Raw genomic sequence first — 17,652 nt, 5'->3', positions numbered from 1 at the left:
TTAGGACTAATCAAAAACAACAATTCAGCTATGAAAATCTATCAAATTGATGCTTTTACCCAAGAAGTTTTTTCAGGAAATCCAGCTGCACTATGCCCTTTAACCGAATGGCTACCTGACAGTATCATGCAAAAAATCGCTGCCGAGAACAATTTGGCCGAAACCGCTTTTTATGTAAAAAAAGACAATCATTATGAAATTAGATGGTTTACTCCAACTGTTGAAGTCGATTTATGTGGGCATGCCACATTAGCTGCGGCATTTGTGTTATTCAACTACGAAAACCACAACGAAAACACAATACCATTTTTCTCACCTAGGAGTGGCGAATTAATCGTAACCAAAGACGGAGATTTACTGACTTTAAATTTTCCTGCTGACAGCTTTGAAGCTATTGAATTGACAGATCAAATCACCGAAGCATTCAACATCCAACCCCTTCAGGCTTTTAAAGGAAAAACCGATTTTATGCTACTTTTTAAAAATGAAGATGAAATCCTAAATTTAAATCCTAATTTTGAAAAAGTTTCTAAACTAAATGTCAGAGGCGTTATTGTTACTGCCAAAGGTCAATTAGTCGATTTTGTTTCACGTTTCTTCGGACCTCAATCAGGAATCAACGAAGATCCTGTTACGGGTTCAGCTCATACTACTTTAATTCCGTATTGGGCTAAAGAATTAAACAAAAACAAATTAACAGCTATACAACTATCAAACCGAAAAGGATATTTAGAATGTGAATTAGTTGCGAATAGAGTTCGTATAAGTGGATACGCTAAATGCTATCTTATAGGTTCTATATTCATAGAATAAGAAAAGCCACTCTAAAAATTTAAAGTGGCTTCCTAACAAAAATTTATCAAACCCTAAAATGACAAATCCTATATTTTTTTATACTAATCTATTTCTAACATCACATTATCCATGAATATTGCTGGCTCTCTTTCTGTTTGCCAATAATCAGCTAGGATACTCAAAACTACATCTTTTAAACCAGAAAAAGAACTTTCTAGTTGATTCTCTTCATCTTTTATTACTTCAATAAGTAATTCGTTAACTTTTCTTATTTTTTCTGAATTTGTCATATTGATGTGTTTTAACAATTAATATTTCAGTTCTTATTTACGATGGTAAAATTATAAGAATTAGCTTTTTATGACAATACCCACTTTTAGTGATTTTTTTTTAGCTTTTTAAGAGAAAATTAAGATTTGTCTTATTCACTTTCATAAAAAGTTGAAATTATAAATTTAAAATGCTTAAAACGCTTCCTCCAAATAGCACATAAAAAAGCAATTTGCAGAACTAAAACAGTAATTATAAGCATTAAAAAACAATACTTGCTACCGTTGAAATTGACATTATAAGTAAAAAAACACATTAAACCTCCAGCAAAACCTAAACGAATAAAAATAGAGATTAAAGCGTATTTCTTTAATCTAACATATAATTGTTCTAATGCCCTCTTAACATCTGATCCATCAGTCAAATACTTATTATAAAAATAACCGTATACGCTATGCAAAATAGGAAGCATAAGTGTTACTACTAGAACAGCATTTACCCAAAATGGCTTTTTATCTCCATCAAACATCGAATAATACACTAATAAAAAAAGCGACCAAGCTGTAACCTCAATCTGAATTTGTCTTCTAATGGATTTTAAAACAGGATGTTGGTTTTCCTTTAACATATTCAGTAAAGCTTTTTCACTTTTTGAAATTGTATCTACTGCATTCCATTCCGATTTTAAATCATCTATATTCATAATTTTCTATCTAATAGATTTTTAATTTTGGCCTTTATCCGATTGATTTTGACACCTACATAATTCTCACTTATCCCTATTACTTCTGAATTTAGCTGATAACTTAAATCTTCAAAATAGAGCGTTATCAAGGCTTTTTCACCATCATCTAATACTTTTAACACACTAAATAATCGTTCTTGTCTAACTAAAAGCTCTTCACTTACTTGCTCCTCAGCCAAGTCAGGTAATTGAGACAAGAACTTAATTGGAGATTTTTGTTTTCTAAAAGAGGCTATTGCAGTATTCAAAGCGATACGGTACATCCAAGTACTTATTTTGGACTCCGCTTTAAAATTAGGATAGGATTTCCAGAGTTGGAATACTATTTCTTGAAACAAATCTTCACGATCTTCAGGGGTATCACGATACAAATAGACAACTTTATGAATCATCGCATTGTATTGTGATATTAACCCTAAAAAATCTTTTTCAAGTTTATTCATTCTAAACTAATTGATAAAGAAACAATCTAACATCAGCAAAATTCAATTGAGTTTTCATGGATTCATTACACTTAATTCATTCTTGATCCAATCAATTTCTTTTCGAAGGGCTGCATTTTGAGATTTTAAACTATCGAGCTGTACTTGAAGATGGTTATCTCTAATTTTTGATCTTCCTTCGGGTGAAGACTCTTTTGCACAACTGAATACTACAAAAAGTAAAACGAACATAACAACTTTTTTTATAATTATCTATTTTTAGCTATTAGTTGTTTACTATTAAAAAAACTTACAGTTAAACAAAAAAAATCGCAAACCATTAATTACCTATAAACGTATAACTAATTGGTTTCTTATTTTTTAAAAATGAGTAGGAATATATTTTTAGCCCGTCCAACTCACCTCCTAGAATAAATACTTGCCCTAAAAGCGCTTAAAGCAATGACTCCTAGCGGTATTACTTCCGAATAAAACTACAAATTAGATGAATTTCAACTTATTAATTTATGAAAATCGGTGTAATTTGTGGTATAAAACTAAGTCCATTTTCAATTAGATACTACTCTATATGTTGGATCTTCTATAATATTCACTTCAATAATTCCCGTGGCATTTTGCAACAATTGACAGCAATCTTCACTTAGATGATGTAAATGCACCGTTTTCCCAACTTTAGCATAACGCTCCGTAATTTTATGTACCGCATCAATGGCACTCATATCGGCTATTTTACTTTCTCTGAAATCAATAATCACTTCATGAGGATCATTCAGCACATCAAATTTTTCAGCAAAAGCAGTCGTTGAAGCAAAAAACAAAGGACCGTATATTTCGTAATGCTTCACTCCTTTTTCATCCAAATATTTTTTAGCACGAATGCGTTTAGCACTTTCCCAGGCAAAAACCAAAGCTGAAATAATCACCCCAATCAAAACCGCTAAAGCCAAATTATGCAAGAAAATCGTAATCAAAGCCACCACTATACCCACAAAAATATCCTGTTTAGGCATCTTGTTGATGATTCGAAAACTACTCCATTCAAAAGTTCCTATAGAGACCATAATCATAACCCCTACTAGGGCAGCCATAGGCAATTTTTCTATTACTGGAGCACCAAACAAAACAATACAAAGAATAGTTAATGCAGCCACAATTCCAGACAAACGAGCTCTGGAACCAGCAGATAAGTTCACTAAAGTTTGTGCTATCATTGGACATCCACCCATTCCAAAGAAAAATCCGTTTAAAATATTCGCACTTCCCTGAGCTATACATTCTCGGTTTCCGTTTCCTTTGGTTGCTGTAATTTCATCAACTAAATTTAAGGTTAGTAAACCTTCTGTCAATCCCACACAAGCCATAATCAAACCATAAGGCAGTATCAATTGGAATGTTTCTAAATTCAAAGGAATAGAAGGAATATGAAAAGGAGGAAATCCACCACTCACCGAAGCAATATCAGCCACCGTTTTAGTTTGAATTCCAAAACCAAAAACTAAGGCAAAAACCACCATAATAGCCACTAATGAAGCTGGAATCGCTTTGGTTATTTTTGGAAAACCTATAACAATTCCGATTGTCAAAGCAACCAAACCCAACATAACAAACAACGGACTACCTGATAACCAAACACTTTGTCCATTAACCATTGTTTTAAATTGTTCCAATTGCGACATAAATATCACAACAGCTAAACCATTCACAAATCCGTACATGACAGGTTGAGGTACTAAGCGAATAAACTTTCCCCATTTAAAAACTCCAATCAAAATTTGGATTACGCCTGCCAATGCTACCGCAGCAAACACATAATCCAATCCATGCGATTTCATTAAAGCGATTAAAACAATAACCGTTGCTCCTGCTCCACCCGAAACTAAACCGGGTCTACCACCAAAAATAGCTGTTACTAATCCCATTATAAAAGCAGCATACAAACCTACCAGAGGAGGAAATCCAGCCAAAATAGCAAAGGAAAGTGATTCCGGTATCATTGTCATCGCTACGGTTAATCCAGCTAAAACTTCGGTTTTATAATTTACTTTTTGTGAAAAATCAAATAGTTTAAAATATTGTTGCATGTGATGGTAAAAAATTAATTATAAATCCTCTCAAACTATAGAGAGTATTTTTAAAGAGTTGCAAAGTTAAGTTTTTAAAATGGAACCGTAATTTATGTCATACATCACGATTGTTTACTTTAAATTGTCCGATTTTTAATATCTTTAACTTAAATTTAGAATTTAATCATCCAATGGAAATCAAGCTATTTTTTAAAGACACTTTCGAATATAATTGGCAATGCAATCAAAAACTTATTCAGTTATTTGAAGACATTGAACGTACTATCCCTGAAAAAATCGATCCAATTGTTAAACCTGGACGTGCTAACTTAGCCATCACATAAAGTTAAGAAATAATCTTAATTTTAACCTATGAAACAAGTCCGCAAAATTTATGACAAAGCTTTTAAAGAAAAAGCCGTTCAATTGAGTTATGAGAGAACAAATGTATCAGAACTCGCCAGAGAGTTGGGAATCACAGCACCACAGTTGTATAAATGGCGTAAAGAGTTCGAGGAATTTGGAGAAGGAAGTTTTCCTGGGAAAGGAAATTTAAAACTCACTCCCGAGCAAGAAAAAATTCACGAACTAAAGAAAAGACTCAAAGATGCCGAGTTAGAACGTGATATATTAAAAAAAGCAATCGGCATTTTTTCCAAGAGCGGTCGATGATTTATAGTTTCATAAAAAGCAATGAACAACTATTCCCGATCGAAAAAATGTGCAAAGTTCTAAAAGTGAGCAGCGGAAGTTATTACCGATGGAAAAAACAAGCAGTCACAGCAAGACAACAACTAAAAATTGCCATAAAAGAACAGATAACATTGATTTATTTTGGAGCCAAACAAAGATATGGAAGTCCTAGAATAACATTGGAACTGCAGTATTTAGGTTATAAAGTTTCACGAATTACAGTTGCAAAATATATGAAAGAACTTGGCTTACGAAGCAAATTAAGCAAGAAGTTCAAAGTTACAACCAACTCAAATCATAATTATTTAGTTGTCGAAAATGTATTAAACAGAGAGTTTATTGTAAAAATGCCTTCAAAAGTTTGGGTTTCGGATATTACATATATCCAAACTAAAGAGGGTTTTGTATACCTGACCACTATTATGGATTTATACGACAGAAAAATTATCGGTTGGAGTTTGAGTGACGGAATGAGTACAGAAGAAACTACGCTTGGAGCTTGGAAAATGGCGGTTAAAAACCGAGATATTGATCAAGGTTTGATTTTTCATTCTGACAGAGGTGTTCAATATGCCAGTAAAAAGTTTGTAAATGTTCTTGATTCCTATAAAAAAATAACCCGCAGTATGAGTCGTAAAGGAAATTGCTGGGATTATGCTGTGGCGGAAAGCTTCTTCAAATCTTTGAAAACGGAATTAATTTAGGGGAACAAACTGATTTCTAAAGAACAGATGAAACTGGAAATCTTTGAATATATTGAAATTTGGTACAACAGAAAAAGGAGACATTCCACTTTGAATTATGCAACTATTGAAGAATTTAACAATCAAATTAATTACAAAAATGTAGCTTAACTTAATGTGCCGTTTTTGTTTGCATATCCACTAAAAGGCTGGTATGCCTTTGGGGAGGAAAAAGGCAAGGTAAACAATGCTTCCGAACTTTTTTCGGTCGAAAATAAAATAATTCGACTTTATGGGCCTAAGTCGGGTTACCTGATGTCCGAACAATCCTTTAAAAATTTTGAAATGATTGTTGAATTCCGTTGGAACACCGATTCTAAATTTGCAAAAAAAATGAATACTAAAAACAGCGGTGTGATGTATTTGGTACCTGCTGAAACTCCAGATGTTTTATGGCCTAAAGGAATCCAATTTCAAATCAAAGAAGGCGCTACAGGCGATTTTGTTTTGCTACAAGAAGTTACTCTTACAATCAATGGAACTAAAACTGAAGCAGGTAAAAGCATCGTTTCTAAACGTTTTGCCGATGCTGAAAAACCATTTGGAGAATGGAACAAACTAGAAGTAATTTCTAAAAATGGCGTTATCACTCAAAAGTTAAACGGCATCTTAGTCAATCAAGGCAGTGAATCAACAGTTACCGAAGGTAGGGTTTTATTGCAATACGAAGGTTTTCCAATCGATTTTAGAAAAATATGTATTAAAAAACTCAAATAAGCTACTTCAAGATAAAATCTATTATTTTTGCCGCAGATTTTAAGAAAGAGACTCGCTTTGAGAAAAAACATCTAACTTTTAAACGCAAAGACCGCAATGTCTTCGCAAAGTTCAGAAAGTTCTCAAAGCTTTGCGATCTTTTTTTAGACAAAAGAATAATCTTTCTTTGTGTCCTTTGCTTTTAATTATTATAAGTAAGATAGAAATCATTCGGCGTAAATCTTTAAATCTGCGGCTTTTTTTAGCTAAAAATTAAACTCTAAAATCCATGTTTTTCCAAATTAAAGCCTATCTAAAATTCCTTTGGCATTCAAAAAACGAACATGCGGTGCACTCTCCTTTTGTTTTTAGTCTGATTACCAAATGCTTTTATGATAAGAAAAAGAAAGCTGAATATCCCCTTTTAGATAATTACCGCAAGACTTTATTGGAAAACAAAAACAGCATTGAAGTAACCGATTTTGGAGCAGGTTCCAAAGTTTTTAAATCAAATACCAGAGCTATTGCACAAATTGCCAAAACAGCTGGAATTTCAAAAAAAGAGCTCGATTATTATTTCGAATTACTAATTATTTCCAACCCGAAAATATACTGGAATTAGGCACTTCATTAGGTTTGGCTACTTCTGCTCTTGCTTTAGGAAATAAAAATGCTTCAATTACCACTTTAGAAGGTTGCTCAAATACAGCAAATCAATGTCAATTGCAATTGCAAAAATTCAATATCAATAATGCAAACATCATTGTTTCTGAATTTTCGGAGTATTTCAAAACTCTTAACTCACAACTCATAACTCATAACTTAATTTACTTCGACGGCAATCATTCCAAAGTAGCTACTTTAGATTATTTCGAAAAATTATTACCCACCATTAACAATGAAACCGTTTGGATTTTTGATGATATTCATTGGTCTGCCGAAATGGAAATAGCCTGGGAAATCATCAAAAAACACCCAAAAGTTTCAGTAACCATTGATACGTTCCAATGGGGATTGGTTTTCTTCAGAAGAGAACAACCCAAAGAACATTTCATCATTCGTGTCTAACTCACTATTAATTTGTATTATAAATCATAAGATTTTCACAATAGAAGCTACTTTTTAGTAAATGATTTTTTAGCTTTGGTTTATCGAAAAAAACAATCTAAATCGAAACTGAAAAATGAGTGAACCATTAATTAAAATAGCCAATATCAAACGTAATTTTGAACTAGGAGATGAAATTGTGTACGTTTTAAAAGGAATCGATTTAGAAATCAACAAAGGAGAATATGTGGCACTAATGGGACCTTCAGGCTCTGGAAAATCGACGTTAATGAATCTTCTGGGCTGTTTGGACACCCCTACTTCTGGAACCTATATTTTAAACGGAAAAGATGTCAGTAAAATGAGAGATGATGAGCTGGCCGAAATCCGTAATAAAGAAATAGGATTTGTTTTTCAAACTTTTAATCTATTACCTCGAACTACTGCACTGGACAATGTAGCTTTACCCATGATTTATGCCGGTTATCCAAAAGAAGAACGCAACAAAAGAGCTATCGAAGTATTGAAACAAGTTAATCTTGCTGACCGTATGGATCATCAGCCCAACCAGCTTTCTGGGGGGCAACGCCAGCGGGTAGCGGTGGCTCGTGCCTTGGTCAACAAACCTTCTATTATTCTTGCTGACGAACCAACAGGAAATCTCGACTCTAAAACTTCTATCGAAATTATGAACCTTTTTAACGATATACATACTAATGGAAATACGGTTATTTTGGTCACTCACGAAGAAGAAATTGCCGCTTATGCACATCGTGTCATTCGTTTACGAGATGGAATGATTGAAAGTGATGTTACAAAAGAAGTGATTAGTAAGTAGTATTATAAATTCTTATGTTTAAAAAAATAAAGAATCAATAAATTAATGAATGAAAAACTTGATGTAAAACATTATCTTGATATTTATATTATGAGAAAAGAAATGCAAGATGAAGGTATTACAAACCCGAGTGAAAAAATCAAAATATTCACAAAGAACTTTGTTGAAATTTTACAAAATATGCCATTAGACGAAGAAATTATTTTGAAAGACAGTGCTTTCTTGGACAGTACAGGAAATTTAATAATAAAAATTCCTGATTAAAGATTTAATTTAATCAATTAAATTTTTAAAACTAATTTCAATTTAAATACTTTATTATTACTTCATATAATACCATAATAACTTAGCAACTTAAAGACATAGCTAATAAAAAAATGAAAATATACACCAAAACAGGCGACAAAGGTAGTACTTCCTTATTTGGAGGGACTCGTGTGCCAAAAGACCATATCCGCATTGAAAGTTATGGAACGGTCGATGAACTCAATTCCTACATTGGCTTGATTCGTGATCAAGATATCGATGCGCATTACAAAGACATATTGATCGAAATTCAGGATAGGCTATTTACTGTGGGTGCTTTATTAGCCACACCTGAGGATAAAGCTATTTTAAAAAATGGTAGCGCACGATTGCAAAATTTAGGTATTGTCGATTCGGATATTGAATTTTTAGAAAAAGAAATCGACCTAATGGAAAGCAAATTGCCTCCAATGACTCATTTTGTTCTTCCAGGCGGACATCCTACCGTGTCACATTGTCATATTGCACGCTGTATTTGTCGCCGTGCCGAGCGTTTAACCGTTCATTTAAGTCATAATGAGAGCATTCCTGAGATAACAATCAGCTATTTAAACCGACTTTCTGACTATCTTTTTGTGTTGGCACGAAAGTTGTCGCTTGATTTAAACGCCGAGGAAGTCAAGTGGATTCCAAGGAAATAGTAGTCAGTCATCAGAATGCAGTAAACAATACCAATCTGAACACTAAAAACGGAAAACTGAACACTAAAAAAAGACGTTCTTAATTTTTTTTAAAATAAATGATTTTTTACTTGCCTTTTTCAGTAAAAAATTTATTTTTGCACAAAACAAAATCGACAAAAGATGTATTGGACATTAGAATTAGCATCCTATCTTAGTGATGCACCATGGCCTGCTAACAAAGACGAACTTATTGATTACGCTATACGTGCAGGAGCTCCATTAGAGGTAGTAGAGAACCTACAATCTATTGAAGATGAAGGCGAAATATATGAGTCAATGGAAGAAATTTGGCCAGACTATCCTACAGACGAAGATTACCTTTGGAACGAGGATGAATATTAAAAAACAAAGAAAAAGTCTCAAAAGAGGCTTTTTTTTTGTTCAATTAAAGAGAAAAAAACAATTATAGAAATACAAACATTATGAGTTTCATAAATAGCATTATCAAAATTTTTGTAGGCGATAAATCCGAGAAAGACGTTAAGTCTTTACAACCCTACTTAAATAAAATTAAAACTTTTGAAAACAACTTAATCAGTTTATCAAATGATGAATTAAGAGCACGCACTATATTCTTCAAAGAAAAAATCACAGAATCCCGCGCTGCTATTGATGCTAAAATTGCAACTCTTAAAACAGAAGTTGAAGGTATCGAAGATATCGACAAAAGAGAAGACATTTACATTGAAATTGATAACTTAGAAAAAGAAGCTTATGCTGTTTCTGAGAAAACCTTAATGGAAATTCTTCCTGAAGCCTTTGCCGTTGTAAAAGAAACTGCAAGACGTTTTAAAGAAAACGAAGAAATAACCGTTACTGCTACGGCTAGAGACCGTGAATTTTCAGGCTCAAAAAGCTACGTACGTATTGAAGGAGATAAAGCCATTTGGTTAAACAAATGGAACGCTGCCGGTAAAGACATTACTTGGGATATGATTCACTACGACGTACAGTTAATTGGTGGTATGGTATTGCACCAAGGTAAGGTTGCCGAAATGCAAACAGGGGAAGGAAAAACCTTAGTAGCTACCCTTCCATTATACTTAAATGCTTTAACTGGAAACGGAGTACACTTAGTAACCGTGAACGACTACTTAGCAAAACGTGATAGCGCTTGGAAAGCACCTTTATTCGAATTCCACGGAATGACTGTTGACTGTATCGACAATCACCAACCGAATTCAGAAGGTAGAAAGAAAGCCTATGATGCTGATATTACTTATGGAACCAACAACGAATTTGGTTTTGACTACCTAAGAGACAACATGGCACATTCGCCATCAGACTTGGTACAAAGAAAACACAACTTTGCGATTGTCGATGAGGTGGATTCGGTATTAATTGATGATGCGAGAACGCCATTAATTATTTCTGGACCAGTTCCTCAGGGAGACCGTCACGAATTCCTAGAATTGAAACCAAAAATCGAAACATTAGTTGGTTTACAACGTCAGTTGGCAACAGGATTCTTAACTGAGGCTAAAAAATTAATCAAAGAAGGAAACACTAAAGATGGTGGTTTCATGCTTTTAAGAGCTTACAGAAGTTTACCTAAAAACAAAGCTTTAATTAAGTTTTTAAGTGAAGAAGGAATCAAACAATTGCTTCAAAAAACGGAAAACCAATACATGCAAGACAACAACCGCGAAATGCCAAAGGTTGACGAAGCATTGTATTTTGTAATCGAAGAAAAAAACAATCAAGTAGAATTGACCGATAACGGAATCAAATTCCTTTCTGGAGATACCGATGCTGATTTCTTCGTTTTACCAGATATCGGAACAGAGATTGCCAACATCGAGAAACAAAAATTAGAAAAAGATGCGGAAGCGGAAGCAAAAGAAAGATTGTTTCAAGATTTCAGCGTAAAAAGCGAACGTATCCACACGTTAACGCAACTTTTAAAAGCCTATACCCTATTCGAAAAAGACGTAGAATATGTGATCATGGACAACAAAATTTTGATTGTCGATGAGCAAACAGGTCGTATCATGGATGGACGTCGTTATTCTGACGGATTACATCAGGCGATTGAAGCTAAAGAAAACGTAAAAATCGAGGCGGCTACGCAAACTTTTGCAACGGTAACTTTGCAAAACTACTTCAGAATGTACAACAAACTGGGCGGAATGACTGGTACTGCTGTAACTGAAGCTGGTGAGCTTTGGGAAATCTACAAATTAGACGTGGTAGAAATCCCAACAAACCGTCCAATTGCAAGACATGACAAAGAAGATTTCATCTACAAAACAACTCGCGAAAAATTCAACGCTGTAATCGAAGATGTAACCGAATTATCTAAAGCAGGTCGTCCTGTATTGATTGGTACAACATCAGTTGAAATCTCTGAATTATTAAGCCGTATGCTTAAGATGAGAGGTATCACTCACAACGTATTGAATGCCAAAATGCACAAGCAAGAGGCACAAATCGTTGAGGAAGCAGGAAAAGCCGGAGTAGTAACTATCGCTACTAACATGGCTGGTCGTGGTACCGATATTAAATTATCACCAGAAGTAAAAGCAGCTGGAGGTTTAGCCATCGTAGGTACGGAGCGTCATGATTCGCGTCGTGTTGACCGTCAGTTGCGTGGTCGTGCGGGTCGTCAAGGAGATCCGGGAAGTTCTCAATTCTATGTTTCTCTTGAGGATAACTTGATGCGTTTATTTGGTTCTGAAAGAGTAGCCAAAGTAATGGACCGTATGGGATTAGAAGAAGGCGAAGTAATTCAGCATTCTATGATGACTAAGTCTATTGAGCGTGCGCAGAAAAAAGTAGAAGAAAACAACTTTGGTGTTCGTAAACGTTTATTAGAATATGATGATGTAATGAACGCACAACGTGAAGTAGTGTACAAACGCCGTCGTCATGCCTTATTTGGTGAGCGTTTAAAACTGGATATCGCAAATATGTTATATGACACCTGCGAATTATTCGTTCAAAACACAAAAGCAGCTAGCGATTTCAAAACATTCGAATTCGACTTAATTCGTTATTTCTCTATCACTTCACCAGTAACTGAGGCTGAATTTGCTAAACTAAACGAAATCGAGTTAACCGGTAAAGTATACAAAGAAGCTTTAAAATACTACAACGAAAAATGCGAACGTAGTGCCAGAGAAGCATTCCCAATTGTAAAAAACATTTTCGAAGATCCAAACAACCAGTTTGAGCGTATCGTAGTACCATTTACCGATGGTGTAAAAACCTTGAGCGTTGTAACCGATTTAAAGAAAGCCTACGAAACTGAAGGAAGACAATTAGTAGCTGATTTTGAGAAAAACATCACTTTGGCAATTGTTGACGAAGCTTGGAAAAAACACTTACGCAAAATGGACGAATTGAAACAATCAGTTCAATTAGCCGTTCACGAGCAAAAAGATCCATTGCTTATCTATAAATTTGAAGCCTTCAACTTATTCAACAGCATGTTGAACGGAATCAACAAAGAAGTAATTTCATTCTTATTCAAAGGAGATTTACCACAGCAATCGGCTCCGGAAATTGAAGAAGCAAGAGAAGTAGCTCGTCCTAAAGAAAAATTACAATTAACTAAAGACGAAATGCCAAATAGCGAAAGTATGAACCACGAAGTTGGAGAGACTCAGCAACGTCAGGTAACGGAAACTATCGTAAGAGAGATGCCAAAAATCAATCGCAACGACACTGTTACCGTACAACAAATCGCTACCGGAAAAACCGAATCTATGAAATACAAAAAAGCAGAAGCTTTATTAGCAACTGGAGAATGGGTTATTGTGAATGAGTAATTTCTGTTCTATTTGAATATCTAAATCCTCGATGAAAGTCGGGGATTTTTTGTTTTAGGAGCAGTACTTTTTAGGTTTTCTATGAGCATCCCTCCCGCTTTCGCCTTTATCTCTTCTCTCGTCCAAAAGACGAGATACGAGGATATGGGCTCTATCGGGGCTAGTTAAGAACTTTTATTCTTATTAAGATAAATTATATATATTTGATTACAACAAACTTAATCTATATCACATAAACTAAACTACTTCTAAAAACTTATAAATAAAAAACTAATGGCAAACGACAATATATTTAAAAATACTTTAAATTAATTCTTTTTTTGGGTATTTGCTATTATTTTTTATTACCATCATTAAACTGGTTTATTGGCTATCATGGCTATGTAAAAGAAAAAATTAGAAAAAATACTTGGGGAGACATTAGGGAGTCAAAATACAGAGATGCTTTTCAAAAAAAATTAAAATTTATTTCGTATATAAATTGTGATACTATTCATTCTGACTCAATTAATATTTATATAGAAAAAGGATATAAATACGGCTATTTCAGTTATGATAAAACAAATTTTGAATTAGGTAAAACTAAATATCCTTTCCAAATTTCTCATACTGAAAGAACAAATCATAATTTAGTTACTTATAGCTTTATTGAATCACAAAAATTTGATTCTATTGGGATTATAATATAGTATATTTAAAAGAATCCAAAATTAAAGACTCTTTAAAAATGAAAGTGGAGTGTTGGAACTTAGTTAAAGGAAAAACTGTTTGGGATTCTATTGGGTTTATAAAAGTATTTGAATAGAAAAATGACCCAGATTGCGTGGATTTGTAATCCGTGCCCACAACGAAGAGCAACTTTGTAGAATTACTTGATGAGATTCCTCATTCTTCGGAATGACAACATTGCGGGAAAAGTTATTTTAAAACAACATTTATAAATTGGAAACCCGATCGCACGGATATACACAAACGTTAGCAGAATTGCATTCTGTGCCCATAACGATAAGTAAATACTTTGTAGAATTACTTGATAAGATTGCTTCGTTCCTCGCAATGACACAGTAAGCGGTTCAAGTCATTGCGAGCGATAGCGAAGCAATCTCATTAAGCTAAGCCCAGCTAGCGCAAGCGTCACGCTTGTGCCGGTAACAATAAGCTAAATACTCTCTACAAATTAAAATTTAACAACTCAAATTTTCGAAAACATACAACATTGCCATGAAAAAATTTCTTTTAGCCTTTTGTTTATTATTCATAACTAAATCCATTTCTCAAAACTACAGATTCAGCACTGATGCGAGCTTTCAAAATCCATCTAGCCACAATTTCATCTCAGACAATTCTAATGGCGTAATTGATTTAGGAATAAAATACCGAGTTCTCAATTCAAAAAAAACTAAGTTTGGAATTTCATTCAATGCAGGAATATTGAAGTCAAATAGAGATCGGAATAATGTTGCTGGAAATTTTAAAATTACTTCCTATCAACTACAACCTAAAATATTTACAGAACTTAATTTTTCACATTTCACTCCATTTGTTGGAGTTGGCTATACTTCAATGCTTTTTAAATCTTCTACCGATGATCGTAAAATTTATGCATACAATCGGGATGGTTTTAGTCTTAACAATACCCAAAGTGGAATAGACCTAAAAATTGGTATTGGTACTGATTTTTAACTAAATAAAAAACTCCATCTGTTGACATGAAAAGTTTTCGATATCCACTGTCCCGATAGCAGATTTGCAATCCGACAAAGATGAGCAAATTACTTTGTGAATTAATTAATGAGACACTTCCTTCGTCAGTATGACAAGGTTGCGATTATTCCTATTGTTTTTTTTCTGCTAAAAAAATGTCCTGAAAAAATATTTATCTGTACTTTTGCAGCCGTAAACAAAAAAACGCTTTTTGAAGACCTTATTCAGCATAGTACTTTCGATACTTTTATTACTACCTTCATTTGGTAGCTTCTTTGTTTATACCTCATTCAAATTGCATCAGGACGAAATTGCCAAAACCATTTGTGTGCAACGTAAATTGGTTGACAATACCTGTAACGGTCGATGCGAACTGCAAAAAAGCTTGAAAAAATATGAGGACAACGAACGAAAAATGCAAAACAATCTGGACAACAAAGTCGATTTGGTTTATGTACTTACACCTTCCGTTGCCGAATATACCTTAATTGAAAACAATTTGGTAGCAAAACCAAATTGCTATACACTGGAAAAGAAAACCGTTTCGGTAACACTTCCTTCTTTCCGACCTCCTTCCTATTTGATATAAATTTTAGTACTGCTCTTTCCTTTATGGAAGTGCATTTTCTTGGACTATATCCAAGGAAAACGTGTTATTCATAATTTATTATCATTCAAAATGAAAAATATATTCTTGGCTTTATTTGCTATAAGCCAATTTGCTGTTGCGCAAAACAAAAGCAAAATCGATACTACAAATGTTGAAAAATTAGACGACGTTTTTATTACGGCCAATCGTACAGAAACTAAACGCAGAGAAACTCCTGTTGCCATTAGTAAACTATCCGCTAAAACTATCAACGAAACCAAAGCGGTTGCGGCTTACGAAATCATCAATAAAACGCCTGGAGTTTTAATGGTAAATTTAGGCAACGAACAAAACATGATGGCAATTCGCCAGCCCATGACTACCAATGCCTATTATTTGTATTTGGAAGACGGTTTGCCAATTCGTCCTTTGGGAATTTTTAATCACAATGCCTTATTAGAAATCAACCAATTCAATTTGGAAAGTATTGAAGTCGTAAAAGGGCCTGTTTCTTCTTTATACGGACCAGAAGCGGTAGGCGGAACAGTCAATTTGATTTCGCAAAAACCTTCTTTTTATCCTACGTTTAAATTTGGCCTTCAAGCCGACCAATGGGGCTATAAAAGAATTCAGGCTGCCGCTGGAGCTACTCTGGGTAAAATTGGGTTTCACATTGCTGGAATTTCAAGTCTTCAGGAGAATTCTTGGATGACCTATTCTGATTATAACAAAGACAATCTAAACATCAGAGTCGATTACAACATCAACGACAAAACCCGTTTGATTAGTAACACCATGATTGGAAAATACTATTCGGATATGAGTGGTGGTGTCAATGAAACCGATTTTTACAACAGAAGCTATAAAAGCACTTCTGATTTTACCTATCGAAAATCGGATGCTTTACGTACGAGATTAACCTTAGAACACGATTGGAATCCCAATGCGAATTCATATGTAACCGTTTACCTCCGTGATAATAAATTAGGTCAGAATCCTTCTTATGGAATCCGATGGAGCGCTACCAAAAACCCAACTACAGCAACGGGTGAAATAAATTCGAATAACTTTAAAAGTTATGGTGTTATAGGGCAACACACTCAAAAATTCAATTTTTGGAACACAACCATGGTCAGTGGCGCCTTATACGATTATTCGCCAGTAACATATTGGTCGTATTTAATCAATCTGAAAGCAACTTTAAATCCAGGAACGCCAGGTCAACAAACGGTAAATAAGTACGAAATTGTAGCGGAACAGCCTGAAACCAAACTAGCCAATTACACAGCCAATATCTACAATACGGCCATTTTTAAACAATTTAGCTTTAGCCCAATTGAAGAATTGACTTTTAACGTAGGAGCTCGTTATGATGCGATGAAGATCAATTACGAAAACGCCTTAGACCTTTCGACAGGAAATAAAAACTACAATAAATTCACTTTTAAAACGGGAGTAAATTACAACCCAATCAAGAATGCTGGTTTTTACGGCAACTATTCACAGGGATTTTCGCCTCCTAATATCACTTCTATTTTCAGAGCCAAATCGGGTACTGGTGGCAGTACAGGAGTTCCTGCTGCGTTTTATTACAATTTAAAACCAGCCACTTTTGAAAATTACGAATTAGGCGGATGGATGAATTTAATAAGCAACAAACTTACTCTTGACTACGCTTTTTATTATATGGATGGCAAAAACGAATTGCTAAGTGTTCGCTTGGAAGACAGCTCCACCGATTATCGCTCTGCAGGGAAAACGAACCATAAAGGAATTGAATTGGGTTTCAATTTCCGTCCAAATACGCAATGGAATATCCGCATGGGCGGAACTGTAGCCAAACACCGTTATATTGATTTCCAACTTTCGGACAACTCTGCTGATGCTTTGCAAAATTTAGGAGGTTATGAAATGCCTCAGGCTCCCAGATGGAGTGGAAATTCCGAAGTGAGTTATTACCCAAATTGGTTACCCAATTTCAGAACTGCTATCGAATGGCAATCGGTAGGAAGTTATTACCAAAACCAAATCAACACGGCTAAATACAAAGGTTATGATATTTTTAATACTCGTTTTGGTTACAAATACCACAATATCGAAATCTACGGAAATATAATGAATCTAACGGATAAATTGTATGCGTATAATTTATCGAGAGGAAATACAGCCAATGCACAAACTACCTATGTTGCCGCAGCTCCAAGGACTTTTTTAGTCGGAATTCAATACAGCCTTTGCCTAAAAAAATAATTGAACAAGATAAAATA

The 17,652-nt window shown here is 34.3% G+C and carries 17 protein-coding genes and 2 pseudogenes; 14 read left to right on the top strand and 5 right to left on the bottom strand.

The window, feature by feature from the left end:
* Positions 1–30 precede the first annotated feature (30 nt).
* Positions 31–813: a PhzF family phenazine biosynthesis protein gene (locus tag P5P90_RS00765; protein ID WP_278035357.1), complete on the top strand. Its 783-nt coding sequence runs from the start codon at positions 31–33 to the stop codon at positions 811–813.
* Between the two features lie 83 nt (positions 814–896).
* Here P5P90_RS00765 and P5P90_RS00760 read toward each other — a convergent pair whose 3' ends face one another.
* The 5 genes from P5P90_RS00760 to P5P90_RS00740 all read right to left on the bottom strand — a co-directional run bounded on the left by P5P90_RS00760 (position 897) and on the right by P5P90_RS00740 (position 4,334).
* Positions 897–1,085, bottom strand: coding sequence for a hypothetical protein (locus P5P90_RS00760; RefSeq protein ID WP_278035356.1), 189 nt, complete (start codon positions 1,083–1,085; stop codon positions 897–899).
* Positions 1,086–1,216: 131 nt separating this feature from the next.
* Positions 1,217–1,768: a hypothetical protein gene (locus P5P90_RS00755; protein WP_278035355.1), complete on the bottom strand. Its 552-nt coding sequence runs from the start codon at positions 1,766–1,768 to the stop codon at positions 1,217–1,219.
* The gene (locus P5P90_RS00750; RefSeq protein ID WP_278035354.1) at positions 1,765–2,253 is read right to left on the bottom strand and encodes an RNA polymerase sigma factor; all 489 of its coding nucleotides are present in this window, start codon (positions 2,251–2,253) and stop codon (positions 1,765–1,767) included. Before P5P90_RS00750 ends, P5P90_RS00755 begins: the two co-directional genes overlap by 4 nt.
* A gap of 54 nt (positions 2,254–2,307) precedes the next feature.
* Positions 2,308–2,484, bottom strand: a complete 177-nt coding sequence (locus P5P90_RS00745) for a hypothetical protein (RefSeq protein ID WP_278035353.1) — start codon at positions 2,482–2,484, stop codon at positions 2,308–2,310.
* A gap of 317 nt (positions 2,485–2,801) precedes the next feature.
* On the bottom strand, positions 2,802–4,334 hold the full coding sequence (locus tag P5P90_RS00740) for a SulP family inorganic anion transporter (RefSeq protein WP_278035352.1): 1,533 nt from the start codon (positions 4,332–4,334) through the stop codon (positions 2,802–2,804).
* A gap of 173 nt (positions 4,335–4,507) precedes the next feature.
* Here P5P90_RS00740 and P5P90_RS00735 point away from each other — a divergent pair, with 173 nt between their 5' ends.
* From P5P90_RS00735 to P5P90_RS00675, 13 genes and pseudogenes are all read left to right on the top strand, one after another.
* On the top strand, positions 4,508–4,660 hold the full coding sequence (locus P5P90_RS00735; protein ID WP_278035351.1) for a hypothetical protein: 153 nt from the start codon (positions 4,508–4,510) through the stop codon (positions 4,658–4,660).
* 28 nt (positions 4,661–4,688) lie between these two features.
* A pseudogene (locus P5P90_RS00730) lies at positions 4,689–5,863 on the top strand (IS3 family transposase).
* Positions 5,864–5,878: 15 nt separating this feature from the next.
* Entirely contained in the window at positions 5,879–6,469 is a 591-nt protein-coding gene (locus P5P90_RS00725; protein WP_278035350.1) for a 3-keto-disaccharide hydrolase, read from the top strand.
* 268 nt (positions 6,470–6,737) lie between these two features.
* A pseudogene (locus P5P90_RS00720) lies at positions 6,738–7,516 on the top strand (O-methyltransferase).
* Between the two features lie 115 nt (positions 7,517–7,631).
* On the top strand, positions 7,632–8,333 hold the full coding sequence (locus tag P5P90_RS00715; RefSeq protein WP_278035349.1) for an ABC transporter ATP-binding protein: 702 nt from the start codon (positions 7,632–7,634) through the stop codon (positions 8,331–8,333).
* A 45-nt stretch (positions 8,334–8,378) separates the two neighbouring features.
* Positions 8,379–8,597, top strand: a complete 219-nt coding sequence (locus P5P90_RS00710; RefSeq protein WP_278035348.1) for a hypothetical protein — start codon at positions 8,379–8,381, stop codon at positions 8,595–8,597.
* Between the two features lie 113 nt (positions 8,598–8,710).
* Positions 8,711–9,280: a cob(I)yrinic acid a,c-diamide adenosyltransferase gene (locus tag P5P90_RS00705; RefSeq protein WP_278035347.1), complete on the top strand. Its 570-nt coding sequence runs from the start codon at positions 8,711–8,713 to the stop codon at positions 9,278–9,280.
* A gap of 162 nt (positions 9,281–9,442) precedes the next feature.
* Entirely contained in the window at positions 9,443–9,664 is a 222-nt protein-coding gene (locus tag P5P90_RS00700) for a DUF2795 domain-containing protein (RefSeq protein WP_007138072.1), read from the top strand.
* A gap of 80 nt (positions 9,665–9,744) precedes the next feature.
* Positions 9,745–13,092, top strand: coding sequence for a preprotein translocase subunit SecA (gene secA / locus P5P90_RS00695; RefSeq protein WP_278035346.1), 3,348 nt, complete (start codon positions 9,745–9,747; stop codon positions 13,090–13,092).
* A gap of 320 nt (positions 13,093–13,412) precedes the next feature.
* On the top strand, positions 13,413–13,781 hold the full coding sequence (locus P5P90_RS00690; protein ID WP_278035345.1) for a hypothetical protein: 369 nt from the start codon (positions 13,413–13,415) through the stop codon (positions 13,779–13,781).
* A 532-nt stretch (positions 13,782–14,313) separates the two neighbouring features.
* A complete protein-coding gene (locus P5P90_RS00685) occupies positions 14,314–14,775 on the top strand; it encodes an outer membrane beta-barrel protein (protein ID WP_278035344.1) in 462 nt (153 codons plus the stop codon).
* A gap of 232 nt (positions 14,776–15,007) precedes the next feature.
* Positions 15,008–15,385: a hypothetical protein gene (locus P5P90_RS00680; protein WP_278035343.1), complete on the top strand. Its 378-nt coding sequence runs from the start codon at positions 15,008–15,010 to the stop codon at positions 15,383–15,385.
* A 90-nt stretch (positions 15,386–15,475) separates the two neighbouring features.
* The gene (locus P5P90_RS00675; RefSeq protein ID WP_278035342.1) at positions 15,476–17,635 is read left to right on the top strand and encodes a TonB-dependent receptor; all 2,160 of its coding nucleotides are present in this window, start codon (positions 15,476–15,478) and stop codon (positions 17,633–17,635) included.
* The last annotated feature ends 17 nt before the right edge of the window (positions 17,636–17,652 follow it).

Source organism: Flavobacterium nitratireducens (assembly GCF_029625335.1).
GTDB lineage: Bacteria > Bacteroidota > Bacteroidia > Flavobacteriales > Flavobacteriaceae > Flavobacterium > Flavobacterium nitratireducens.
Note: the sequence above shows the minus strand (reverse complement) of the source record. Positions and strands in the feature narration are given on the sequence as shown.

Excerpts from the sequence above, each read along its gene's own strand:
- P5P90_RS00765 (WP_278035357.1), top strand. The coding sequence starts at position 31 with ATGAAAATCTATCAAATTGATGCTTTTACCCAAGAAGTTTTTTCAGGA.
- P5P90_RS00760 (WP_278035356.1), bottom strand. The coding sequence starts at position 1,085 with ATGACAAATTCAGAAAAAATAAGAAAAGTTAACGAATTACTTATTGAA.
- P5P90_RS00755 (WP_278035355.1), bottom strand. The coding sequence starts at position 1,768 with ATGAATATAGATGATTTAAAATCGGAATGGAATGCAGTAGATACAATT.
- P5P90_RS00750 (WP_278035354.1), bottom strand. The coding sequence starts at position 2,253 with ATGAATAAACTTGAAAAAGATTTTTTAGGGTTAATATCACAATACAAT.
- P5P90_RS00745 (WP_278035353.1), bottom strand. The coding sequence starts at position 2,484 with ATGTTCGTTTTACTTTTTGTAGTATTCAGTTGTGCAAAAGAGTCTTCA.
- P5P90_RS00740 (WP_278035352.1), bottom strand. The coding sequence starts at position 4,334 with ATGCAACAATATTTTAAACTATTTGATTTTTCACAAAAAGTAAATTAT.
- P5P90_RS00735 (WP_278035351.1), top strand. The coding sequence starts at position 4,508 with ATGGAAATCAAGCTATTTTTTAAAGACACTTTCGAATATAATTGGCAA.
- P5P90_RS00715 (WP_278035349.1), top strand. The coding sequence starts at position 7,632 with ATGAGTGAACCATTAATTAAAATAGCCAATATCAAACGTAATTTTGAA.
- P5P90_RS00710 (WP_278035348.1), top strand. The coding sequence starts at position 8,379 with ATGAATGAAAAACTTGATGTAAAACATTATCTTGATATTTATATTATG.
- P5P90_RS00705 (WP_278035347.1), top strand. The coding sequence starts at position 8,711 with ATGAAAATATACACCAAAACAGGCGACAAAGGTAGTACTTCCTTATTT.
- P5P90_RS00700 (WP_007138072.1), top strand. The coding sequence starts at position 9,443 with ATGTATTGGACATTAGAATTAGCATCCTATCTTAGTGATGCACCATGG.
- secA (WP_278035346.1), top strand. The coding sequence starts at position 9,745 with ATGAGTTTCATAAATAGCATTATCAAAATTTTTGTAGGCGATAAATCC.
- P5P90_RS00685 (WP_278035344.1), top strand. The coding sequence starts at position 14,314 with ATGAAAAAATTTCTTTTAGCCTTTTGTTTATTATTCATAACTAAATCC.
- P5P90_RS00675 (WP_278035342.1), top strand. The coding sequence starts at position 15,476 with ATGAAAAATATATTCTTGGCTTTATTTGCTATAAGCCAATTTGCTGTT.